Origin of the sequence: Micromonospora sp. NPDC005254 (genome assembly GCF_042872525.1) — a bacterium.
GTDB lineage: Bacteria > Actinomycetota > Actinomycetes > Mycobacteriales > Micromonosporaceae > Micromonospora.
Window position 1 is genome coordinate 191,903 of record NZ_JBIAKM010000002.1, and the last position, 23,305, is coordinate 215,207.

At 70.8% G+C, this 23,305-nt stretch carries 22 protein-coding genes; 19 read left to right on the forward strand and 3 right to left on the reverse strand.

The window, feature by feature from the left end:
* Positions 1 to 14 precede the first annotated feature (14 nt).
* The 7 genes from ACFYPR_RS06525 to ACFYPR_RS06555 all read left to right on the forward strand — a co-directional run bounded on the left by ACFYPR_RS06525 (position 15) and on the right by ACFYPR_RS06555 (position 5,263).
* On the forward strand, positions 15 to 1,055 hold the full coding sequence (locus ACFYPR_RS06525) for a hemolysin family protein (protein WP_354860507.1): 1,041 nt from the start codon (positions 15 to 17) through the stop codon (positions 1,053 to 1,055).
* Positions 1,056 to 1,088: 33 nt separating this feature from the next.
* A complete protein-coding gene (gene trpS, locus ACFYPR_RS06530; protein ID WP_354860505.1) occupies positions 1,089 to 2,114 on the forward strand; it encodes a tryptophan--tRNA ligase in 1,026 nt (341 codons plus the stop codon).
* A gap of 25 nt (positions 2,115 to 2,139) precedes the next feature.
* Positions 2,140 to 2,709, forward strand: a complete 570-nt coding sequence (locus ACFYPR_RS06535; RefSeq protein WP_354860503.1) for a 2'-5' RNA ligase family protein — start codon at positions 2,140 to 2,142, stop codon at positions 2,707 to 2,709.
* 79 nt (positions 2,710 to 2,788) lie between these two features.
* Positions 2,789 to 3,712 carry a YhjD/YihY/BrkB family envelope integrity protein gene (locus tag ACFYPR_RS06540; RefSeq protein ID WP_355132718.1) on the forward strand — a complete coding sequence of 308 codons (924 nt, stop codon included), beginning with the start codon at positions 2,789 to 2,791 and terminating at the stop codon, positions 3,710 to 3,712.
* Positions 3,712 to 4,098: a GntR family transcriptional regulator gene (locus tag ACFYPR_RS06545; protein ID WP_354860500.1), complete on the forward strand. Its 387-nt coding sequence runs from the start codon at positions 3,712 to 3,714 to the stop codon at positions 4,096 to 4,098. Before ACFYPR_RS06540 ends, ACFYPR_RS06545 begins: the two co-directional genes overlap by 1 nt.
* Before the next feature lie 107 nt (positions 4,099 to 4,205).
* Complete coding sequence (locus ACFYPR_RS06550) at positions 4,206 to 4,718, forward strand: hypothetical protein (RefSeq protein ID WP_387258873.1); 513 nt, start codon at positions 4,206 to 4,208, stop codon at positions 4,716 to 4,718.
* Between the two features lie 107 nt (positions 4,719 to 4,825).
* Entirely contained in the window at positions 4,826 to 5,263 is a 438-nt protein-coding gene (locus ACFYPR_RS06555) for a hypothetical protein (RefSeq protein ID WP_354860498.1), read from the forward strand.
* A 9-nt stretch (positions 5,264 to 5,272) separates the two neighbouring features.
* Here ACFYPR_RS06555 and ACFYPR_RS06560 read toward each other — a convergent pair whose 3' ends face one another.
* From ACFYPR_RS06560 to ACFYPR_RS06570, 3 genes are all read right to left on the reverse strand, one after another.
* Positions 5,273 to 5,398, reverse strand: a complete 126-nt coding sequence (locus ACFYPR_RS06560; protein WP_354860496.1) for a VOC family protein — start codon at positions 5,396 to 5,398, stop codon at positions 5,273 to 5,275.
* Positions 5,399 to 5,535: 137 nt separating this feature from the next.
* Positions 5,536 to 7,158 (reverse strand): glycoside hydrolase family 13 protein, encoded by a 1,623-nt coding sequence (locus tag ACFYPR_RS06565; RefSeq protein ID WP_363939403.1) that lies wholly within the window; start codon positions 7,156 to 7,158, stop codon positions 5,536 to 5,538.
* A gap of 73 nt (positions 7,159 to 7,231) precedes the next feature.
* Entirely contained in the window at positions 7,232 to 8,278 is a 1,047-nt protein-coding gene (locus ACFYPR_RS06570) for a LacI family DNA-binding transcriptional regulator (RefSeq protein ID WP_354860493.1), read from the reverse strand.
* 198 nt (positions 8,279 to 8,476) lie between these two features.
* On the opposite strand from ACFYPR_RS06570, the gene ACFYPR_RS06575 reads away from it, so the two are divergent.
* From ACFYPR_RS06575 to ACFYPR_RS06630, 12 genes are all read left to right on the forward strand, one after another.
* Positions 8,477 to 9,724: a maltose ABC transporter substrate-binding protein gene (locus ACFYPR_RS06575; RefSeq protein WP_354860491.1), complete on the forward strand. Its 1,248-nt coding sequence runs from the start codon at positions 8,477 to 8,479 to the stop codon at positions 9,722 to 9,724.
* Positions 9,724 to 11,352 carry an ABC transporter permease subunit gene (locus ACFYPR_RS06580; RefSeq protein ID WP_354860489.1) on the forward strand — a complete coding sequence of 543 codons (1,629 nt, stop codon included), beginning with the start codon at positions 9,724 to 9,726 and terminating at the stop codon, positions 11,350 to 11,352. Before ACFYPR_RS06575 ends, ACFYPR_RS06580 begins: the two co-directional genes overlap by 1 nt.
* 116 nt (positions 11,353 to 11,468) lie before the next feature.
* On the forward strand, positions 11,469 to 12,275 hold the full coding sequence (locus ACFYPR_RS06585; RefSeq protein WP_354860526.1) for an ABC transporter permease subunit: 807 nt from the start codon (positions 11,469 to 11,471) through the stop codon (positions 12,273 to 12,275).
* Positions 12,272 to 14,086, forward strand: a complete 1,815-nt coding sequence (locus ACFYPR_RS06590; protein WP_387258875.1) for a glycoside hydrolase family 13 protein — start codon at positions 12,272 to 12,274, stop codon at positions 14,084 to 14,086. Before ACFYPR_RS06585 ends, ACFYPR_RS06590 begins: the two co-directional genes overlap by 4 nt.
* A gap of 68 nt (positions 14,087 to 14,154) precedes the next feature.
* A complete protein-coding gene (locus ACFYPR_RS06595; RefSeq protein ID WP_387258876.1) occupies positions 14,155 to 14,502 on the forward strand; it encodes a hypothetical protein in 348 nt (115 codons plus the stop codon).
* Between the two features lie 278 nt (positions 14,503 to 14,780).
* Complete coding sequence (locus ACFYPR_RS06600; RefSeq protein WP_354860524.1) at positions 14,781 to 15,848, forward strand: BMP family ABC transporter substrate-binding protein; 1,068 nt, start codon at positions 14,781 to 14,783, stop codon at positions 15,846 to 15,848.
* A gap of 254 nt (positions 15,849 to 16,102) precedes the next feature.
* Positions 16,103 to 17,614: an ABC transporter ATP-binding protein gene (locus tag ACFYPR_RS06605; protein WP_355133650.1), complete on the forward strand. Its 1,512-nt coding sequence runs from the start codon at positions 16,103 to 16,105 to the stop codon at positions 17,612 to 17,614.
* Positions 17,611 to 18,969 (forward strand): ABC transporter permease, encoded by a 1,359-nt coding sequence (locus tag ACFYPR_RS06610; protein ID WP_387258878.1) that lies wholly within the window; start codon positions 17,611 to 17,613, stop codon positions 18,967 to 18,969. Before ACFYPR_RS06605 ends, ACFYPR_RS06610 begins: the two co-directional genes overlap by 4 nt.
* Positions 18,970 to 18,972: 3 nt before the next feature.
* Entirely contained in the window at positions 18,973 to 20,250 is a 1,278-nt protein-coding gene (locus tag ACFYPR_RS06615; RefSeq protein ID WP_355068414.1) for an ABC transporter permease, read from the forward strand.
* Between the two features lie 151 nt (positions 20,251 to 20,401).
* Complete coding sequence (locus ACFYPR_RS06620) at positions 20,402 to 21,112, forward strand: cytidine deaminase (RefSeq protein ID WP_387258880.1); 711 nt, start codon at positions 20,402 to 20,404, stop codon at positions 21,110 to 21,112.
* A gap of 135 nt (positions 21,113 to 21,247) precedes the next feature.
* Positions 21,248 to 22,531 carry a thymidine phosphorylase gene (locus tag ACFYPR_RS06625; RefSeq protein WP_354863210.1) on the forward strand — a complete coding sequence of 428 codons (1,284 nt, stop codon included), beginning with the start codon at positions 21,248 to 21,250 and terminating at the stop codon, positions 22,529 to 22,531.
* 92 nt (positions 22,532 to 22,623) lie between these two features.
* Entirely contained in the window at positions 22,624 to 23,304 is a 681-nt protein-coding gene (locus ACFYPR_RS06630; protein WP_354863209.1) for a DUF4272 domain-containing protein, read from the forward strand.
* Position 23,305: the final 1 nt, after the last annotated feature.

Consider the following 23,305-nt stretch of genomic DNA (forward strand, 5'->3'; position numbering starts at 1 on the left):
CTACCATCTCTGTCATGCGGGAAGCGGCCCGTTCCGGGCTCCGGCGACGCGTGCGGGGGAAGCCCCGCCGCGACCCCGGCCCGCTCGCCCGAGCCGTCGCCCGGATCCTGGTCCGTGCCGCCGACGGCGCCACCCGTCTCGTCACCGACCTGCTCGGGGCCGGCCCGGCGGCCGGGCGGGAACGCATCTCCGAGGCCGAGCTACGGGACCTGCTCGCGGTGAACACGGTGCTCGACCCGGACGAGCGGCGGATCATCGACGAGGTGCTGGTGGCCGGCGCGCGTCTCGTCCGCGAGGTGATGATGCCCCGCACCGAGGTGGTCTTCCTGCCGGCCCGGCTGACCATCGCCGAGGCCGCCCGGCTGGTGCGGGCCGAGACGCACACCCGTTACCCGGTGACCGATGGCACCCAGGACGACGTGGTCGGGTTCGTGCACCTGCGGGACGTGCTGCTGCGTCCGGACGCCGACCCGTGCGTCACCGTCGGTGAGCTGACCCGTGAGGTCAAGCAGGTGCCCGGCAGCAAGCCGGTCCTGGCCGCGCTGACCGAGATGCGCCGGGAGGGTCACCACCTGGCGGTGGTGATCGACGAGTACGGCGGAACCGCCGGGATCGTCACCCTGGAGGATCTGATCGAGGAGCTCGTCGGGGAGATCCACGACGAGTACGACACGACCCCCGACCCGCCGCACGCCGGCCTGCCGGCGGTGGTCGACGGCCGGCTCAACCTCGCCGACTTCGCCGAGCGGACCGGCGTGGCGCTGCCCGCCGGGCCGTACGAGACGGTCGGCGGGTACGTGATGGCCGTGCTGGGCCGGCTGCCACTGCCCGGGGACGAGGTGCCCGTACCCGCCGAGCCGCCCGACGACGGCGGTCCCGATCCGGTGGACCCGGCGGACGGTTGGCTGCTGCGGGTGCTGGCCCTGGACGGACGTCGGGTCGCCCGGCTCGCGGTGTCGGCGCTCCGCGTGCCGGAGCAGCGGCGCGTGGGCGTGCCACGCGAGGTCAGCGCCCCGACACCGGCCGGCCGGGGCCGACGCGCCGGCCCGTCATGACGGCCCCGCCTGCTTGCTGACAGAATTATCGCCATGCCCGACGTTTCCGAGCGACCCCGCGTCTTCTCCGGCATCCAGCCGACGGCCGACTCGTTCCACCTCGGCAACTACCTGGGAGCCGTGCGGCACTGGGTGGCCCTGCAGGACACCCACGACGCGTTCTACTGCGTGGTGGATCTGCACGCCATCACCGCGGGTCACGATCCGGCGCTGCTGCGCCAGCGGACCAGGGTGGCGGCCGCCCAGCTCTTCGCGGTCGGTCTCGACCCGGAGCGCAGCACCCTGTTCGTGCAGTCGCAGGTGCCTGAGCATCCGCAGCTGGCCTGGGTGCTCGGCTGCATCACCGGCTTCGGCGAGGCCAGCCGGATGACCCAGTTCAAAGACAAGTCGCAGAAGCAGGGCAACGAGCGGGCCAGCGTCGGGCTGTTCACCTACCCGGTCCTGCAGGCCGCCGACATCCTGCTCTACCAGGCCAACGCGGTGCCGGTCGGCGAGGACCAGCGTCAGCACCTGGAGCTCTCCCGCGACCTGGCCCAGCGGTTCAACTCGCTGTTCGGCGCGACGTTCACGGTGCCCGCGCCGCACATCGTCAAGGACACCGCGAAGATCACCGACCTGCAGGACCCGACGGCGAAGATGTCCAAGTCGTCGTCCTCGCCGGCCGGCATCATCGACCTGCTGGACGACCCGGCCCGGTCGGCCAAGAAGATCCGCTCCGCGGTGACCGACACCGGTCGGGAGATCGTCTTCGACGCCGAGACCAAGCCGGGCGTGTCCAACCTGCTGACCATCTACTCGGCGCTCAGCGGGCGTGGCATCGACGAGCTGGTGGCAGCGTTCGCCGGCCGCGGCTACGGAGACCTCAAGAAGGAGCTGGCCGAGGTCGTGGCGGAGTTCGTCCGCCCCATCCAGGAGCGCACGCGCACCTACCTCGACGACCCGGCGCAGCTGGACAAGCTGCTCGCCGCCGGTGCGGAGAAGGCCCGGTCGGTGGCCGGCGCGACCCTGCGGTCCGCGTACGAGCGGGTCGGCTTCTTCCCGCCGGTGCGCGGCGAATAGCGCTGCGGGACGGGTGGGCGGGTCGGTGGCCGACGTGGCGGCACGGAGCGTGGATCGCAGTGGCGGGGTGCCGCCGTCCGGCGACACCGTCCAGATCGGCATAGCGGTGGACATCCCGGAGCCGTGGGGGGCCCAGCTCACCCGGCGCCGGGTCGAGGCGGGCGATCCCCTCGCGGTGCCGGCACACGTGACGCTGCTCGGTCCGACCGAGATCCCGACCGCCGTCCTGCCGGGCGTCGAGCGGCACCTTGCCGCCGTGGCCGCCGCGCATCTGCCGTTCACGCTGCACCTGCGGGGCACCGGCACGTTCCGGCCCGTGACGCAGGTGGTGTTCGTCGCGGTGGCCGCCGGGATCAGCGAATGCGAACTGCTGGCCGCCGCGATCGCGGCCGCGCCGGGCCTGCACCGCCAGACCCGCTTCCCGTACCATCCGCACGTCACCGTGGCGCAGGACGTCCCTGGCGAGGCGTTGGACAAGGTGTACGAGGATCTGGCCGACTTCTCCGCGATGTTCGAGGTCGACGGGTTCACCCTCTTCTCGCACAGCGGGCAGGCCCGGTGGCAGCCCCGCCGGGACTTCCGCCTCGGCGACTGACGGTCGGCGACCCGCCGGGCGGCGAGCACTCTTGCGCCGGTTGCGACGGCGGCAGTGAAAGATCGGCGAGGATGATCGCGTGAACGTGATCGGCCGTATCGAGGCGGGCATCGACCGCTGGGTGGGTGCCGCGCGCAGCCGGTCGAGCCTGTTCGACCACGTGTGGCGTGCCGGGGCGCTCTACGCCGAGGTGTTGGCCGGGCGGCTCGCCGCGGCGATCGCCTACTACGGCTTCTTCGCTGTCTTCGCGCTGGCTCTGGTCGCGTACTCCATCTTCGGCGCGATCCTGGAGGACAACGACGAGGTCTCCACGGCGGCGGCCAGGTTCCTGAAGGAGAACCTGCCGTTCCTGGACGCGCAGCAGATCGCCAACTCCAGCGGCACGGTCGGCGTGGTCGGCCTGGTCATCCTGGTCTTCACCGGCATCGGCTGGGTGGAGGCGATCCGCTCCTCTCAGCGCCTCATGTACGCGCTCAACCAGCAACCCGGCAACCTCGTGGTCCGGCGGCTGGTCGACCTGGGGGTGATGATCGGCGTCTTCGTGCTGCTCGGCCTCTCGGTGGCGGCGGTGGACGCGTTGGAGTCGCTGCTGCGCTTCCTGCTGCGCAGCACCGGGTCGGTCGGGCTGACCACGGTCAGCGCGGTGCTCAGCGTGCTGGTCAACGCGGTGCTCGCCACCGCGCTGCTGCTCGCGGTGCCCCGGCTGCGGATGAGCCGGTCCCGGCTGCGCCCGGTGGTGCTGCTGGTGGCGATCGGCATCACGCTGCTCAACACCGTCGGGCGGTACTACGTGGTGCGCACCGAGCGCAATCCGGCGTACACGGTGGTGGCCGGCGCGGTCGGTCTGCTGCTCTACCTCTACCTGCTCAACCAACTGGTGCTGTTCGGGGCGGCGTTGCTCGCGACCAGTACGAGCGGGCGGGTGGTGGATCTGGCGGAGGGAGCCCCGCCGGTGGATCTCGACGAGGACACCGATCCCGGTGCGCCGGGCGGTGCGGGCTGATGGCGGAGGTGCCTGACGTGCTGATCACGGTCGATCCCGACTCGCCGGTGCCCCCGTACGAGCAGGTGCGGGTGCAGCTCGCCGAGCTGATCGGCGACGGCCGGTTGCCGGTGGGCAGCCGACTGCCCACCGTCCGGCAGCTCGCCGCCGACCTGCGGCTGGCCGCGAACACGGTGGCGCGGGCGTACCGGGAACTGGAGGTGGCGGGGCTGTTGGAGACCCGGGGGCGCAACGGCACCTTCGTCGCACCCGGCCGCGACGACGCCGTCGACCGGCTGCACCGGGCCGCCGTCGAGTACGCCGCCGAGGCCCGGCGGCTGGGCGTACCCCCGGACCGTGCTGTCGCTCTCGTCCGCGCCGCCGTCGACGCCACCCGGCACGACTGAGCCCCTGCAGGTCGATCAACGTTCCCCCGTGGTTATTGCTTGTGTTGCCGAGGGCTACCGGCTCCAGAGATGTCAATGAATGCGCAATATTGACCGATGTTGCGGCTGTGCGTACCCGAGCGCTTCCCGCCGCCTCGCAGGGCACCAGAGGCAACCCGGGGGAGGATGTGAACAGCTCACCCGCCGTCACTCCTTCCGGACCGATGGCGGCGTTCCCCGGCATGACACCGAGCAAGGTCACGGACGCTTGGGCCGAGCGGTGGCGCGTCCCGGTCACGGCGGACGGCGCGCTGCACATCATCCGGGTGACCCTGCCCGGTAAGCAGGGCCAGTTGTCGGCCGCGGTCGGTCAGCCCTCGAAGGACCGCACGAACGAGGTGGCCCAGGTCCTCTGCATGGTCAAATTGCACGGTGCCGTGCAGCGGCCGTTGTTGCAGACGCTGGTCGAGGGCTGCATCGGTCCGGTGCTCAAGGCGGAGGAACGCAAGGCGGTGCTCAACTGGCTGGTCGGCGTGGACTTCTCCGCTCCGACCTATCAGCTCCGGCGGACCTCTGAGTACGAACTGAACGCCAACCACAATTCCGACGAGAACTTCGCGCTCACCCTGTACGCGCGTTGATTCGCGGCGGTATAGCGCCGGGCCGCTGAACGGCCGATCGGGCGCCGGACGGGCGGTAACTGAACAGAACGGCACCGATGCTCGCGTTCGCGGACCATGATGAGCCCGTGGGCGCACTCATGACACTGGACCTGCCGGCCGACTCGCCGATGCTCGGCCTGCCGTGGATCATCACCTTCGGGCCGCTGGGCGACCTCGACGAGTGGGAGCCGGTGGTCTGCGGGCCGTACGAACGGCCGCACGCGTTGGCGTTGGCCGAGGCGGTGGTGGCCGATGAGCAGTTGATGGCCGTGGTCGAGCCGCTGCTGCCGGCGCTGTCGGCCGACGAGATCCGCAGCGAGATCGCCGCCGCGCAGGTGGCCGCGGAGGACGAGGCCCGGCAGGTCGAGGGGGCGGACCTGTACGGGGACTTCGAGGACGTGATCGACGAGGAGTTGGACGCGGCGGCCGACGAGGCGGGCCACGGTGAGCCCGCCGAGCCGCCGGACGAGGCCGAGGTGCGCGCCGGCTTCACCCGGATCGCGGCGCTGCTCACCGCGAAGTGACGCGACCGCTCAGCGGGTCGGCGGCCCGTCCAGCACGCAGAACTCGTTGCCCTCGGGGTCGGCGAGCACGGTGAACCGTTCGTTCTCGGTCTGGCCGAGTCGACGTGCCGTGCACCGGGGCACACCACCTGTCACACACGGACACCGGCGCCGCGCGGAGTGGACTCCGCGTGACGCCGGTGCACCTCACCCCCCACCACAAGGGGCCGGTAGCCCAGTCGCCCGTTGGCGCGGGGCACGACGGACGACCAGGTCGAGTTGGGCTTACCCGCTCAGCGCCGTTCCAACCAGGCGGCCGCGTCGACGGGCAGCAGGCGATCGGTGAGCGGCGCGCTCGCGACGATGAGCTCGCCGTACCCGTCGAGGGCCACGGGCGCTCCGCTGAGGTTGACGACGCAGGTCAGCGCGGTGGTGCCCGCGGTGCGGGAGAAGGCCAGCACGCCCGGTTCGGCCTGCAACCAGGTGACCTCGCCGGCGTCGACGGCCAGCGCCGGGTGTTCGTGACGAATACGCAGGGCGGCCCGGTACAGCTCCAGCGTCGAGTCGGGCGTACCGGCCTGCGCGGCGACCGACAGGGCGTCCCAGGTCGTCGGGGCGGGCAGCCAGCTCAGCTCGCTGCCGGCTGGCCCGAAGCCGTACGGCGCCAGCTGACCGCTCCACGGAATCGGCACGCGGCAGCCGTCGCGACTCTCGCCGGTCCGCAGGAACGCCGGGTCCTGGCGCAGCTCGTCGGGAAGGTCGAGAACCTCGGGCAGGCCCAACTCCTCGCCCTGGTAGAGGTAGGCGCTGCCGGGGAGGGCGAGCATCAGCAGGCTGGCGGCGCGCGCCCGGCGCAGCCCTTCGGCGCCGTCGCCGTAGCGGGTGACGTGCCGCTGCTTGTCGTGGTTGGACAGCACCCAGGTGGTGGGCGCGCCGACCACTGTCGCCTCGGCGAGGGCGGTGTCGATCACCTTGCGGAACGAGTCGGCCGACCAGGTGGCGTCGAGGAAGTCGAAGCTGAACGCCTGGTGCAGCTCGTCCGGGCCGATGTAGCGGGCCAGCCGCTGCGGCGTCTCGGCCCACGCCTCGGCGACCGCCATCCGACCGCCGGGGTAGCTGTCCAGGATGGGTCGCCACGCGCGGTAGATCTCGTGCACCTCGTCCTGGTCGAAGTAGGGCAGGCGGGCCTTGCCGAGCAGGTCGACCTGGCGCTGCCCGGTCGTCGCCGTGCTGAAGCCGACGTCCGGCAGACCCTCGGCCTTGATCATGCCGTGGGCCACGTCGACGCGGAAGCCGTCCACGCCCCGGTCGAGCCAGAACCGCAGGACGTCCTCGAACTCGGCGCGGACCTCGGGGTGCCGCCAGTTCAGGTCCGGCTGGGCCGGGTCGAACAGGTGCAGGTACCACTGGCCGTCGGCGATCCGGGTCCAGGCCGGGCCGCCGAAGATGCTCTCCCAGTCGTTGGGGGGCAGGTCACCGTGCTCGCCCCGGCCGTCGGCGAAGAGGTAGCGGGCCCGCTCGGGCGAGCCGGGGCCGGCGGCGAGGGCGTCGACGAACCAGCGGTGCGCGCTGGAGGTGTGGTTGGGCACCAGGTCGACGATGATCCGCAGGCCGAGGGCGTGCGCGTCGCTGATCATCGCGTCGAAGTCGGCGAGGGTGCCGAACAGGGGGTCGACGTCGCGGTAGTCGGCGACGTCGTATCCGCCGTCGATCATCGGGGAGGTGTAGAAGGGGGTCAGCCAGAGCGCGTCCACCCCGAGGTCGCGCAGGTACGGCAGCCGCTCCCGGATGCCCGCGAGGTCGCCGACGCCGTCACCGTTGCTGTCGGCGAAGCTGCGCACGTAGACCTGGTAGACGACCGCCGAGCGCCACCAGTCGTCGTCGGTGCGGGGCGGGGTGATGGTGCTGACGGTCATTGGTGATGTTTCCCCGTCTGTCTCAGGCTCGGGCGCGGCTGTCTGAGCAATATGCCGCCCGCCTCTGCAAGAGTCAAGCAGATCTTGCGTAAGGAAACCGCACGGCGGCCGGGGCGACCGCGGTCGAGCCCCGCGCGACCAACTCGGGGCGGAACAGGTACTCCGAGTGCGGGGCGCCGTGCCCGTTGATCTCGTCCACCAGGGCCCGGACCGCCGCCACCGCCATGGCGATGACGGGCTGCCGCACCGTGGTCAGCGGCGGGTCGGTGAAAGCCATCAGCGGTGAGTCGTCGTAGCCGACCACGGAGAGGTCGCCCGGAACGGTCAGACCGCGTTGCCGGGCCGCCCGCACCGCACCGAGCGCCATCAGGTCGGAGCCGCAGACCAGGCCGGTGACGCCCCGGTCGAGCAGCCGGCCGGCCGCCGCCTCGCCACCCTCCACACCGAACAGTGTCAGCTCGGCCAGCGGGCCGAGGTCGGCCTCGGCGACGCCGGCCAGGCGGGTCATCGCCGCCCGCCAGCCGGCCACCTTGCGCTGCACCGGCACGAACCGGTCCGGGCCGGTGATCAGGCCGATCCGCCGGTGCCCGAGCGCGACGAGGTGGGCCACGGCCAGGTCGGCGGCCTCCCGGTCGTCACAGGAGACGAAGGGGGCGCCGATGCCGGGGACGTACCCGTTGATCATCACGACCGGCAGCGGCCGGGCGATCAGCGCCCGGTAGCGGTCGTGGTTGGCGGCGGTGTCGGCGTGCAGGCCGGAGACGAAGACGATCCCGGAGACCTGCCGGTCCAGCAGCATCTCCACGTATTCGTCCTCGGTCACGCCGCCGGCGGTCTGGGTGCAGAGCACCGGGGTGAACCCGCTCTGCGCCAGCGTCGACTCGATGACCTGCGCGAACGCCGGGAAGATCGGGTTGTCCAACTCGGGCACCACCAGGCCGACCAGGCCGGCGCTGCGCTTGCGCAGTCGTGCCGGTCGCTCGTAGCCCAGGACGTCGAGGGCGGTGAGGACGGCCTGTCGGGTCTCCGGGGCCACGCCGGGGCGGTCGTTGAGCACCCGCGACACCGTGGCCTCGCTGACTTCGGCCTGCTGGGCGATGTCGGACAGTCGAGCGCGCATGGCGGCACTTTAGCCCACCGGCAAGTTCTTGCGGGGCTCTCTGCAAGCCCTTCCATTATCTGCAACCTCTTGCTAACGTCCCCGCAACATACGCGAGCAGCGGCGCAGCATCACTGCGCCGGTTGGCAAAAACTTTCAGTTTTCCCACTGGCGGGCCGTCCTTCCCCCGGCGGATCCGCCATGACGACAGGAGTACCGATGCGCATCCGTACCGCGGGTGTGGTCGCCCTCTTCGCCCTGGCGCTCGCCGCCTCCGGCTGTGGTGGCGACAGCGACAAGCCGGCCGCGAAGGAATCCCCCAAGGCGGCCGGCGGCAAACTGGTGATCTGGGCGGACGACAAGCGCACCGCTGCCCTCAAGCCGTTCGCCGAGAAGTTCGGCCAGGAGAACGGCGTCACCGTCGAGGTCCAGGCCGTCAGCAAGGACCTGCAGACCAACTTCGTCACCGCCTCGCAGCAGGGCAGCGGCCCCGACGTGGTGGTCGGCGCGCACGACTGGATCGGCAACCTGGTGCAGAACGGCGCCATCGACCCCGTGCAGCTCGCCGCCGAGCAGAAGAGCGCGTTCAACGCGACCGCCATCAAGGCGGTCACCTTCAACGGTCAGCTCTACGGTGTGCCGTACGCGCAGGAGAACCTGGCGCTGATCCGCAACACCGAGCTGGCCCCCGAGGCGCCGAAGACCATCGAGGACCTGGTCGCCACGGGCAAGCAGCTCAAGGCGTCGAAGAAGGCCACCGAGACGCTCTGCCTCCAGGTCGGCCAGAACGGCGACGCGTACCACATCTACCCGCTCTACAGCTCGGCCGGCGGCTACCTCTTCGGCACCGGAGCCAACGGGGACTACGACCCGAAGGACCTGGGCGTGGGCAAGCCCGCGTCGATCGAGGCGTTCAAGAAGATCAGCGCGCTGGGCGAGAAGGGCGAGGGCGTGCTCAAGCGCTCCATCGCGGACACCAACTCGATCGCCACCTTCACCGGCAAGAAGTGCGCGTACCTGGTCTCCGGGCCGTGGGCGATCGCCGACGTCAAGAAGGCCAACGTCAAGTACGACATCTCCGCCATCCCCGGCTTCGCCGGCGGTAAGGAAGCCCAGCCGTTCGTGGGTGTGCAGGCGTTCTACGTCGCCGCCAAGGGCAAGAACAAGGCACTGGCCCAGGAGTTCGTCGCCAACTACACCACCACTCCCGAGCTGGCCGTCGCGCTCTACAACGCCGAGCCCCGGCCGCCGGCGCTGACCGCCGCCCTCGACCAGGTCAAGGGCAGTGACCCGGATCTGGCGAAGTTCCAGGAGGCCGGCAAGAACGGCCAGGTGCTCCCGGCGATCCCGGCGATGGCCGCCATCTGGGACCCGTTCGGCAAGGCCGAGGCCGCCGTCATCGGCGGGGCCGACCCGACCAGCACCATCACCGCCGCCGGCAAGACCATCTCCGGCCAGATCAAGTAATGAGTACGCCGCTGTCCGGCCCGGGGTCTGCCACGCAGACCCCGGGCCGGGGGCCCGTCGGCTCCCGACCCCCGCGCTCGCGTGACCACGCGCCGATCACCCTGACCGGCCTCGCCGGCAAGGTGCTCCTGCTCGGCCTCACCGCCGGCATCGCCCTCTGGGCGGCATTCCCGCTCATCGACGGGGAGAAGTGGGCCGGCCTGGCCCTGCTGGCGGCGACCACCGCCGGGCTGTTCTACCTCTACCTCACCCGGCGGCACATCCCGGCCAAGTACCTGGTGCCAGGCACCCTGTTCCTCATCGCCTTCCAGGTGTTCCCCGTGCTCTACACGGCGAGCACCGCCTTCACCAACTTCGGTGACGGGCACCGGGGCAGCAAGGACGAGGCGATCGTCGCGATCCAGACCTCGTCGGTCACCCAGGTGCCCGGCTCCGCCGAGTACGCCCTGTCGGTCGCCACCAAGGGCGACCCGGCCACCGCGCCACTGGTCTTCCTGGTCACCGACCCCACCACCGGGGCGGTCTCCGCCGGCGACGCGGGCGGGCTGCGCCGACTCGACGCCGCCGACGTCACCGTCGGCACGGGCGGAAAGGTCACCGCCGCCGACGGCTACACCGTGCTGAACTTCGGCCAGGCCAGCGCCCGCAGCAAGGAGATCACCGACCTGGTCGTCCCGACCGCCGGTGGCGCGCTGCGGTCCAGCGGCCTGTCCCGGGCGTACGAGGGCAAGGCGGTGCGGGCGTACGACGCCGGCTGCGACTGCGTCCGGGACACCGGAACCGGGCAGACCTGGACCGCCGACGAGGAGGTGGGCGCCTTCGTCGCCGCCGACGGCGAGCGGCTGGCCCAGGGCTGGAAAATCAACGTCGGGCTGCGCAACTTCACCCGCGTGCTCACCGACGAGAACATCTCCGGCCCGTTCCTGGGCACCCTGATCTGGAATTTCGCGTTCGCCATCGCCTCCACCGCAGGCACGTTCCTGCTCGGCATGCTGATCGCGCTCGTGCTGCACTCGCCCCGGATGCGGGGCACCAACCTCTACCGGGTGCTGCTGGTCCTGCCGTACGCCATGCCGTCGTTCGCGATGCTGCTGGCCTGGCGGGACATGTTCAACGCCGACTTCGGCCTGATCAATAACCTGTTCGGGCTGGACGTGGACTGGTTCGGCCAACCGTGGACGGCCCGCTTCGCGGTCATCCTCGTGCAGCTGTGGCTCGGCTACCCGTACATGTTCCTGGTGGCCACCGGCGCGTTGCAGGCCATCCCGAGGGAGCTGACCGAGGCCACGTCGGTCGACGGGGCGTCGCCCTGGCAGTCCTTCCGCGCGGTCACCCTGCCGCTGCTGCTGGTCGCGCTGTCTCCGCTGCTGATCTCGTCGTTCGCGTACAACTTCAACAACTTCAACGCGATCTACCTGACCACCGAGGGCGCGCCCTTCCCGGCCGACAACCCGACCAACGGCGCCACCGACCTGCTCATCACGTACACCTATCGGCTGGCCTTCGGCGGGCAGGGCGCGCAGTTCGGCTTCGCCGCCGCGATCTCGCTGTTCATCTTCGCCATCGTCGCCGTCGTCTCGGCGGTCAGTTTCCGGCGGACCCGCAAGCAGGAGGAGGTGTACTCGTGAGCACCCTCACCGCGCGTACCGGCGACACGGCCGGCCGCCCGGCCGCGAACCGGAACATCAGTGGTAGGCGGCGTAACCGCTGGTTCGCCCAGGTCGGCTGGCGGCACCTGGTCGCCATGCTCGCCGTGCTGTTCAGCCTCTTCCCGATCGTGTTCGTGCTCTCCGCCGCGCTCAATCCGCTCGGCACGCTCTCCACCAGCGAGCTGGTGCCCACCGACGGGGTGTCGCTCGGCAACTTCAGCGGGCTGTTCGAGCGGACCGCCTTCGAACGGTGGTTCCTCAACTCCCTGCTGATCGCCGGGGTGGCCTCGTTCGCGTCGGTGTTCCTGTCGGCGCTGGCCGCGTACGCCTTCTCCCGGATGCGCTTCCGGGGACGGCGGGTGGGGCTGTTGTCGCTGCTGCTGATCCAGATGTTCCCGCAGTTCCTGGCGATCGTGGCGATCTACCTGATCTTCGGCACGATCACCGACCTGTGGCCGTCGATCGGCTTCAACACCCCGTGGGGGTTGCTGCTGCTCTACCTGGGTGGGGCGCTCGGCGTGAACACCTGGCTGATGAAGGGCTTCTTCGACACCCTGCCCCGGGAACTGGACGAGTCGGCGACGATGGACGGCGCGTCGCACGCCCAGGTCTTCTTCCGGATCATGCTGCCGCTGGTGGCGCCGATCCTGGCGGTGGCCGGGCTGCTGGCGTTCATCGGCACCATCAACGAGTTCCTGATGGCCAACGTGTTCCTCACCAGCAGCGACTCGAAGACCCTCGCGGTCGGCATGTACGGCCTGTTGCAGGGCAACGAGCGCAACAACAACTTCGGGATCTTCGCGGCCGGCACCCTGCTCACCGCGATCCCGACGGTGCTGGTCTTCCAGCTCCTGCAGCGCTACATCGTCTCCGGCCTGACCGCCGGAGCGGTCAAGGGATGACCACGCCGCAGCCGCACCACGACGGATCCGTCGGCTACGTCCCGCAGCAGGAGCCGACGCTCGGCGAGACCGTCGACGTCTTCGTCCGGGTTCCGGCCGGTGCCGACGTCCGGCAGGTGCACGTGCGGACCACCGGCGACGGTGAGCCACACTTCCGTGCGGCCACCGTGGACCGTGCCGAGGGCGACGTCCTCTGGTGGCGTGCCGAGGTCGAGGCGCGCAACCCGGTGAGCAACTACCGCTTCCTGCTCTCCGGGCGGCACGGTCCCCGGTGGCTGACCGCCGCCGGTGTGGCCGACCACGACGTGCCCGACCACGGCGACTTCAAGCTGGTCACCCACGCCGCGCCGCCGGCCTGGGCACGGGACGCGGTGATCTACCAGATCTTCCCGGACCGGTTCGCCCGTTCGGCGGCGGCGGATGATCGGCCGCTGCCGGACTGGGCGATCCCGTGCGACTGGGACACCCCGGTGATCGGGCGGGGCCCCGAGACGCCGTACCAGTTCTACGGCGGCGACCTGGACGGGATCACCGAGCGGCTGGACCATCTGGACCGGCTCGGGGTGAACACCGTCTACCTCACCCCGATCTTCCCGGCCCGTTCCAACCACCGCTACGACGCGGCCAGCTTCGACCGGGTCGATCCGCTGCTCGGCGGGGACGCCGCGCTGGCCCGCCTCGCCGAGGCGGTACGCGCCCGGGGCTGGCGGCTGCTCGGCGACATCACCAGCAACCACACCGGCGACGGCCACGACTGGTTCGCGTCGGCCTCCTCGGACGTGCGCGCGCCCGAGCGGGGGCTGTACTACTTCGACGAGAGCTCCGGCTCGTACGAGTCCTGGAACGGCGTCAAGTCGCTGCCGAAGCTGAACTGGAGCAGCGCCGACCTGCGCCGTCGCTTCGCCACCGCCGAGGACGCCGCGCTGCGCCGCTGGCTGCGCCCGCCGTACGGCCTTTCCGGGTGGCGGGTCGACGTGGCGAACATGACCGGCCGGCGGGGCGTCGACGCGTACACCCACGAGGTGGCGGCGCTGCTGCGCTCGGTGGTCGTCGGGGAGCGTCCGGACGCCCTGCTGATGGCCGAGCACGGCCACGACCACACCGGTGACCTGGACCGCGATGGCTGGCACGGCACCATGAACTACGTCGGCTTCACCGACCCGATCTGGTCCTGGCTGCGCCACGGCGACCAGCCGGTGCCGAACTTCCTCGGTACCCCGGGCGGGGTGCCCCGGCGGGACGCGGAAGCGGTGCTGGCCACCATGGGCGCGTACCGGTCGCTGGTCTCGTGGCGCTCGTACGTGCACTCCTGGCAGCTGCTCGGCTCGCACGACTCGGCGCGGATCCGGACGGTGGTCGGCGACGCCGCCCGGCAGGAGGTGGCCGCCGGTCTGCTCGCCACGATGCCCGGCACTCCGATGATCTTCGCGGGGGACGAGCTGGGGCTGACCGGCACGAACGGCGAGTCCTCGCGTACCCCGATGCCGTGGCGCCGGCCGGGCAGTTGGGACGCCGCCACGTTCGCCACGTACCGGTCGCTGATCGCGTTGCGTCGCGCGGAGCCGGCGCTGCGCCACGGCGGTCTGCGGTGGCTGCACCACGACCCGGACACGCTGGTCTTCCTGCGGGAGGCGCCGGCCGGCTCGGTGCTGGTGCTGGCCCGCCGGGCGCCCGGCACGCCGGTGCGGCTGACCGGGCTGCCGGCCGCCGGCAACGTGTACGGCGGGGCGTCCGCGCTCCGGCCCGGGCCGGACGGGGTGTCGACCCTGTCCGGCGACGGCCCCACCTTCCAGGTGTGGCGGCTGTGGTGACCGGGCTCGACCCGCCGACCGACCGACCCCCTACTACGAACTGTCGTTGATGGGGGAGGATGGGCGGCGTGGAAGCACTGCGACTCATTCTCCTCTATGTCCATCTGATCGGCTTCGCCCTGCTGCTCGGCGGCTCGATCGCCCAGTACGTCAGCGGGAAGCTGCGAATCAACTCCGCCATGCTCTGGGGCGCCGGGATCCAGCTGCTGACCGGGCTCGGTCTCTCCGCGCCGCTGCGCGGCGGTGGTGACGACGAGCCGGACCCGGCGAAACTTGTGACGAAGTTGGTGATCGCGCTGCTGATCTTCGTCATGGTCTTCTTCTCCCGGAAGCGGGACGTGGTCAACCGCGGCCACTTCCTCGCGATCGTCGGCCTGACCCTGGTCAACGCGGCGGTCGCGGTCTTTTGGCGGTAACGTCCGGCGGAGGGGATGACCTCCGCGAACCGGACGTTCGGGACGCCTCGATGCTCGGTTACCAGCACGAAGAGTGATGTGCCCCACGCAAGGGTTACACCCGGGTAACAGGCGCTCAACAGTCGTGCACGATTGTCGGCCGGTGGGTGGGCGCGGGCGTACGCTCCCGTCCGTAACGTGGGACAGCCGGCGGCACACCCGCAGGTCGGCTGATGGGCTGCCACCGCACTAGGCGCGGTGTGCAATGGGAAGGAGACGTCTTGCGCTCGGTGCGTGGGATGCGGATCGCCTCGATCTTCGCGGTAGGTGGGCTCGTGCTCAGCGCCGCCGCGTGTGGCGAGGCCCCCGATAGTGACAAGAACGCCGGCAGTGGCGCCAAGAAGTACAGCGCCTGCATGGTGACCGACGTCGGCGGCATCGACGACAAGTCGTTCAACACCTCGGCCTGGAAGGGTCTGCAGGAGGCCAAGGCCGCCAACGACAACATCGACATCAAGTACGTCGCGTCGAAGTCCGAGCCCGACTACGAGCCGAACCTGACGCAGTTCGTCAACCAGAAGTGCGACTTCATCCTGGCGGTCGGCGGCCTGATGGCCAACGCCACCTCGAAGATCGCCAAGGCGAACCCGAACCAGCAGTTCGGCATCGTCGATGCCAACCCGGGTGACGCCAACGTCTACCCGATGCAGTTCGACACCGCCCAGGCCGCGTTCCAGGCCGGCTACCTCGCCGCCGGGATGAGCAAGACCGGCAAGGTGGGCACCTACGGTGGTCTGCCGATCCCGCCGGTGACGATCTTCATGGACGGCTTCGTCGACGGTGTGAAGTACTACAACACCGCCAAGGGCAAGAACGTCCAGGCGCTGGGCTGGAACAAGGAGACCCAGAAGGGCTCCTTCACCAACGACTTCGCCAAGCAGGACGAGGGCAAGAAGGTCTCCGACGCGCTGGTCGCCCAGGGCGCGGACATCATCATGCCGGTCGCCGGCGGCTCCGGCCTCGGCACCACCGCCGCGGCCAAGGCCTCGGGCGGCAAGTACAGCACCATCTGGGTGGACGTCGACGGCTGCGAGAGCACCCCGGACTGCGCCGCGATCATCACCACCGTGGTCAAGAACATCCCGGAGGCCGTCAAGGAGGCGGTGGTGAAGGCCGCCGGTGGCGAGAAGCTGCAGGCCAACCCGGGCTTCGTCGGCACCCTGGCCAACACCGGTGTCTCGATCGCCCCGTACCACGACTTCGACGGCAAGGTTCCGGCCGAGCTGAAGACCGAGGTTGACAAGATCAAGGCGGACATCGCCGCCGGCACCATCACCGTCACCTCGAAGGCCCAGCCGACCAAGTGACAACCGCCCGGCCCCTCCGGTGAGATCATCGCAGGAGCGGCGGGGTACAGGTACGACCGATCCGGCCGCTCCGGCCCGCGGGTGACCACCCGTGGGGCCGGAGCGGCCGGATCGCGCGCCACGGTGACCGGCCTGGTCCGGCCCGGTCGACCGGCAGCTACGCTGCACCATCGCTCGCACTCCAGGAGGTTGCGCTGAGACTCGAACTGCGCGGCATCACCAAGCGGTTCGGTGATCTGGTCGCCAACGATCACATCGACCTGACGGTGGAGCCTGGAGAGATTCACGCCCTGCTCGGCGAGAACGGCGCGGGCAAGTCGACCCTGATGAACGTGCTCTACGGGCTCTACCAGCCCGACGAGGGCGAGATCCTGGTCGACGGCACGCCGCTGAAGCTGAAGGGCCCGTCCGATGCCATCGCGGCCGGGATCGGCATGGTGCACCAGCACTTCATGCTGGTGCCGGTCTTCACCGTGGCCGAGAACATCATGCTCGGCGCCGAGCAGGTCCGGGGCGGCATCGCCGGTTTCCTGGACCGGCGGCGGGCCCGGCGCGAGGTCACCGAGGTGTCCGAGCGCTACAACCTGCGGGTCGACCCGAATGCGGTGATCGAGGATCTGCCGGTCGGCATCCAGCAGCGTGTGGAGATCGTCAAGGCGCTCACCCGCGACGTCGACCTGCTCATCCTGGACGAGCCGACCGCGGTGCTCACCCCGCAGGAGACCGAGGACCTGCTGACGGTCATGCGGTCGCTGAAGGCGGCCGGCAAGTCGATCGTCTTCATCACCCACAAGCTGGGCGAGGTCAAGGCCATCGCCGACCGGATCACGGTGATCCGGCGCGGAAAGACCGTCGGCACGGCCTCGCCGGAGACGAGCCGGGACGAGCTGGCCGCACTGATGGTCGGCCGCAGCGTGCGGCTGACCGTCGACAAGTCGCCGGCCGCACCGGGCGAGCCGGTGCTGGAGGTGGCCGGGCTGGTCGTCGACGACGACCGGCAGGTCCGGGCGGTCGACGGCGTGGACCTGACCGTCCGCGCGGGCGAGGTGCTCGGTGTGGCGGGCGTGCAGGGCAACGGCCAGACGGAGCTGATCGAGGCGATCATGGGCCTGCGCCCGGTGCTCGCCGGCACGGTCAGCCTGGGCGGCGACCGGATCGACGGCTGGACGACCAAGAAGGTGCTCCGCGCCGGCGTCGGCTACGTGCCCGAGGACCGCAGCGTGGACGGCCTGGTCAAGGAGTTCAGCGTCGCCGAGAACCTGGTGCTGGACATCTACGACCGGCCGCCGTTCGGTGCCGGGCTCGCCCTCAAGCCGGACGCCATCGCGTCGTCGGCGCGGGAGCGGATCGAGCAGTTCGACGTCCGTACCTCATCGGCGGACGCGGCGGTGGGCACCCTGTCCGGCGGCAACCAGCAGAAGGTGATCGTGGCGCGGGAGCTGTCCCGGCCGCTGAAGCTCTTCATCGCCGCCCAACCCACCCGTGGCGTGGACGTCGGGTCGATCGAGTTCATCCACAGCCAGATCATCCACGAGCGGGACATCGGCACCGCCGTCATGGTGGTGTCCAGCGAGCTTGACGAGGTGGTCGGGCTGGCCGACCGGATCGCGGTGATGTACCGCGGACGGATCATCGGCATCGTCGGCCCGGACACCCCGCGTGAGGAGATCGGTCTGTTGATGGCCGGCATCCACCCGGACGCGGCCGGCACGGCCGACGGGGGTCCGGCGCGCGCCGACGGCCCCGCGAGCGAGGACGAGGCATGACCACCAACCCCAATCCGCAGTCGGGCTCTCCGGACAAGGAGCCGGCGAGCGAGTCGCAGGCGGCGCAGAACGCGCTCGGCAACACCGAGCGGGCCGGCACGACCACCACGCCGAAGGCCCCCGAGCCGCAGCCGAAGCCGTCCCTGGGCCGGCTCTTCCTGGACAACCTCTGGGCGGCCAACACCTTCACGGTGACCCTGCTGTCGCTGGTGCTGGCGATCGTCGTCGGCGCGGTGTTGATGATCGTCTCTGACCCGGACGTGCTGCACACCTACACCTACATCACCGCCCGGCCGGCCGACGCGCTCAACTCGAGTTGGACGCTGGTGAGCGAGGCGTACGCGAACCTGTTCAAGGGCTCGATCTTCGACCCCGAGGCGTTCTCCGGCTGGGTGAACGGCAGCAACGGCTGGCAGGCCGTGCTCGCGCCGATCTCCGAGACGCTGACGTACGCCGCGCCGCTGGTCTTCACCGGCCTGGCGGTGGCGCTGGCCTTCCGTGGCGGCCTGTTCAACATCGGCGCGCAGGGTCAGGCCACCATCGGCGTGATCCTGGCCGCGCTGGCCGGCTTCCTGCTGCCGCTGCCGCCCGGCCTGCACCTGCTGGTGGCGGTGCTGGCCGGCGCGCTGGGCGGGGCGATCTGGGGCTTCATCCCGGGCATCCTCAAGGCCCGCGCCGGGGCGCACGAGGTGATCAACACGATCATGCTCAACTACGTCGCCACGTACTTCCTGACCTGGCTCATCGTGCAGAACGGCGTGCAGGACCCGACCCGGACCGACGCGATCAGCAAGGCGGTGGACACCTCCGCCCAGCTGCCGCGCCTGCTCGGCGACAACCTGCGGGTGCACGCCGGCATCCTGCTCGCCGTGCTGGCCACCTGGGCGGTCGCCTGGTTGCTCAACCGGTCGACGCTCGGCTTCGAGCTGCGCGCGGTCGGCGCCAACCCGGACGCCGCGCGGACGGCCGGCATCAGCGTCACCCGGACGTACATCCTGATCATGGTCTTCTCCGGGGTCCTGGCCGGTCTCGGCGGCTCGAACATGGTGCTCGGTTCGACCGCCAGCGCGCTGACGCCGCTGGTGGTGGCGCAGATCGGCTTCGACGGCATCCTGGTGGCGCTGCTCGGCCGGGTGAAGCCGTGGGGGGTGTTGCTCGCCGCGCTGCTGTTCGGTGCGCTCCAGGCCGGCGGCAACCGGATGCAGTCGTACTCCGGCATCTCGCTGGAGCTGGTGACCGTGCTCCAGGCACTGATCGTCATCTTCATCGCCGCACCCGCCCTGGTAAAGGCGATCTTCCAGCTCCGGGCCGCACGGGCCGCCCGGTTGCAGACGAGCCTGGCGAAGGGCTGGTAACGCATGTCCACCATGGCTGTCCCCGACGTCGCGGTCGGCGTCGACGAGGGTTTCTGGACCCGTACCCGCAAGGTCGGCCTCACGCTGACGGCGCTCGGTCTGCTGGCGGCGGTGCTGTTCGGGGCGCTCGCCACCGACCAGGAGGCCCGGTTCACGTTGAGCGACGACGCGGCCGGTGCCGCGCTGGAGATCAACGGCACGATCGGCGCGATCCTGTTCGGGATCATCGCGATCGCCGCCGGCGCGGCCCTGCTCGCCGGCGTGCCGAAGCGCTGGTTCCTGCCGGTGCTCGGCGTCGGGCTGGTCGCCTTCGTGCTCTCCTTCCTCTGCTGGCAGGTCTCCGCCGCGCCCGCCGGGCAGAACTTCATGCCGCTGGTCAACATCATCCGGGGCACGTTCATCCTGGCCCTGCCGCTGATCTTCGGTGCGCTCGCCGGCGTGCTCTGCGAACGGTCCGGCGTGGTCAACGTGGCCATCGAGGGGCAGTTGCTGATGGGCGCGTTCAGCGGCGCGCTGTTCGGCAGCATCTCCGGCAGCGTCTGGGTGGGTCTGGTCGCCGCCGCCATCGGTGGCGCGTTCATCTCGCTGCTGCTGGCCGTCTTCGCCATCCGCTACCTGGTGGACCAGGTCGTCATGGGTATCGTGCTGAACCTGCTCGCGGTCGGCGTCACCGGCTTCCTCTACGAGCGGCTGATGCAGACCGACGCGGAGAAGTACAACAGCGCGCCGCGCTTCAGCAACTGGGAGATCCCCCTGCTCAAGGACATCCCGGTGCTCGGGCCGGCGCTGTTCCGCGGCAACATCTTCCTCTACGTCGGCCTGCTGCTGGTGCTGGTGATCCACATCGGGCTCTTCCGCACCCGCTGGGGGCTGCGGACCCGGTCGGTCGGCGAACACCCGATCGCCGCCGACACGCTCGGGGTCAAGGTGCTGCGGGTGCGCTACCGCAACGTGCTGCTGGCCGGCGTGGTCGCCGGTATCGGTGGCGCGTCGTACACGCTGGCGCTCTACTCGTTCACCAAGAACATGATCGGCGGCAAGGGCTTCATCGCGCTGGCCGCGCTGATCTTCGGTCGGTGGAACCCGACCGGGGCGCTGCTCGCCGCGCTCTTCTTCGGCTTCGCCGACCAGCTCGCCACCTACCTCGGTGCCATCAACAGTGTGATCCCGAGCCAGTTCCTGGCCATGCTGCCCTACCTGGCGACGATCCTGGCGGTCGCCGGCCTGGTCGGCCGGGTCCGGGCACCCGCCGCCGACGGCAAGCCGTACATCAAGGGCTGACCCCCACCCACCCTCTGGTGATCAAGAGGTTTGCGTCAGGATCGACGACTTTCTTGACGCAAACCTCTTGATCACCGCGCCAGGGCGGCGGGGTGGGCGGGGTTGCCGCCCTGCCTGCTTTTGACCTGGGCTGCTTCGGCAGAATGATGGGATGACCGACATTGACTGGGCGCGGTTGCGGGCCGCCGCCACCGAGGCGATGCGGCACGCGTACGCGCCGTACTCGACGTTCCCCGTCGGCGCGGCCGCGCTTGTCGACGACGGCCGCGTCGTGGTCGGCTGCAACGTGGAGAACGCCGCGTACGGGGTGACGCTCTGCGCCGAGTGCGGAGTGGTGTCCAGCCTGCACGCCACCGGTGGCGGGCGCCTCGTCGCGCTCTCCTGCGTCGACGCGACCGGTGAGCCGCTGATGCCGTGCGGCCGGTGCCGGCAGCTGCTCTGGGAGCACGGCGGGCCGGAGTGCCTGATCGAGACGAAGACCCGCCCGCTGCGGATGGCGGAACTGCTGCCGCACGCCTTCGGCGTGGAGGACCTGGAGGCGGTGACCGGGGAGACCCCGGTGCCGGTGGTCCCGGAGCGGCTGGCCGCCTGGCGTGGACGCGGCACCGTCTTCGTGCATCCGGACCTCTCGGACGGGCAGCAGGTCTGGACGGCGTACTGGGAGCGCTCGGCGGGAGACGACGCGAGCGCCGAGACCGGCGTGCTGGAGGAAGCCCCGAGCTGGGACGATCCGGCCGAGGCGATCACCTGGGGAATGGCCCGCACGCCCCGCGTTGTCGTGGTCGACGAGACCGGGACGATCTTCTGGGCCGGCGAGGGGGAGCCGCCGTTGGAGATCCCGGTGCGGTGGTCTGCTTCTTGAGGGTGGGGATTGGGCCGACCGTGCCCGGCTCCGGGCGGTCAGGCTTGATCCCTCCGCCGGGCACGGTCGGCCCAATCCCTCGGTGCGGGCTGTCCGTGGGTCGGGATCTGCAACAGACGAGGAAAGATCATTCTGATGAGTAGTGGGTTTGCTGCTGTTGACGTTATTCGGGTGAAGCGGGACGGGGGTGTGCTGTCGGACGCGCAGATCGACTGGGTGCTGGACGCGTACACCCGGGGGGTTGTCGCCGACGAGCAGATGTCGGCGCTGGCCATGGCGATCCTGCTCAACGGCATGACCGGGCCGGAGATCGCCCGGTGGACCGCCGCGATGATCGCCAGCGGTGAGCGCCTCGACCTCTCGGCGGTCCGTCGTCCGACCGTCGACAAGCACTCCACGGGCGGTGTCGGTGACAAGATCACCCTGCCGCTCACCCCGCTGGTGGCCGCGTGCGGTGCCGCCGTTCCGCAGCTCAGCGGGCGCGGCCTCGGGCACACCGGCGGCACGCTGGACAAGCTGGAGTCCATCCCGGGCTGGCGGGCCTCGCTGAGCAACGACGAGTTCATCGCCCAGCTCGGTGATGTCGGCGCGGTGATCTGCGCGGCCGGCGCCGGGCTCGCTCCGGCCGACCGCAAGCTGTACGCGCTGCGCGACGTGACCGGCACCGTGGAGGCGATCCCCCTGATCGCCAGTTCGATCATGAGCAAGAAGATCGCCGAGGGCACCGGGGCGTTGGTCCTCGACGTGAAGGTCGGCTCGGGCGCGTTCATGAAGTCCGTCGACCAGGCCCGCGAGCTGGCCCGCACGATGGTCGAGCTGGGCGGTGCGCACGGCGTGCGGACGGTCGCCCTGCTCACCGACATGTCCACCCCGCTCGGCCTGGCCATCGGCAACGCGGTCGAGGTGACCGAGTCGGTCGAGGTGCTGGCCGGGGGTGGGCCGGCCGACGTGGTGGAGCTGACGCTCGCCTTGGCCCGGGAGATGCTCGACGCCGCCGGCCTGCCGGACGCCGACCCCGAGGCGGCGCTGCGCGACGGGCGGGCGATGGACTCCTGGCGGGCGATGATCCGCGCGCAGGGCGGCGACCCGGACGCGCCGATGCCGACCGCGCCGGAGGTCGAGGTGGTCCGCGCCGAGCAGGACGGGTACGTCGCGGCCGTCGACGCGTACGCCATGGGGGTTGCGGCCTGGCGGCTCGGCGCGGGCCGGGCCCGCAAGGAGGACCCGGTCAGCGTGCCGGCCGGGGTGGTGTTGCACAAGCGGCCGGGCGATCCGGTGCGGGTCGGGGACGCCCTCTACGAACTGCGTGCCGAGGACCCGTCGCGGATTCCGGCGGCCCTGGCGGAGGCAAGTCGCGCGGTGCACATTGCACCGACCGCGCCAACCGCGACGCCCCTGGTCATCGAGCGGATCGGCTGACCGGGGCGGAGGTCGGGGCGGCGTGGTGCCCGTCACCTGGGAGCGCTATTCTCGCAGGCCAAAGGCGTGGCGTGCAGACAGGAAGTTCTCCCGTGACCGTACCTGCCCCCGACCCGCGCGAGGTGCGCGAGGCGAGCCTGGACGAGCTGTCCCGGCTCGGCCTGCCGCTGCCGCCGGCCCAGTTCCCGCTCGTGTGGGAGCCGGGTGATGCGATCGAGCTGCGACCCAGGGCGGAGATCGAGGCGCGCATCGCCGTGCTGCACCTCATCCTGGCGCGCTGCTTCGGGATGCCCCCGCAGGCGGCGATGAGCTGGCTGCTCGGCTCGCACCTGGTCGAGATGGTCACCCCGCCGGAGTGGCAGTTCGTGATGGGCGGCAAGGGCGACCACCGGTCGTTCGTGCTGCACCACGACGCGCTCTTCGCGCTGGCCTGGGTGCTGGGGCTGAGCAAACAGCTCGATCCCACCCTGGCGGTGGACGAACGGTTGGTCGAGCGGCTGCCGCACATCGCCGAGGGGGAGACCTTCGGCCGCTGGCAGTCCCGGATCCTCGCCGCGCCGCAGCACCCGGCCGACGCGGCGGCCCTGCTCGATCTGCACTACTGCCTGGACTGGGCTTACCTGGAGACCGAGCGGAGCGGCCGGCGGGCGCCGGGGCTGGTCGACGCCAACGCGATCGGGCAGCGACGCTGGGCGCTGGAGTGGGCGGTGATCCTGCGCGGGCCGTACCATGACGAGCCGCCGGGCTGGGAAGAGGTCGACCTCTCCACCTGAG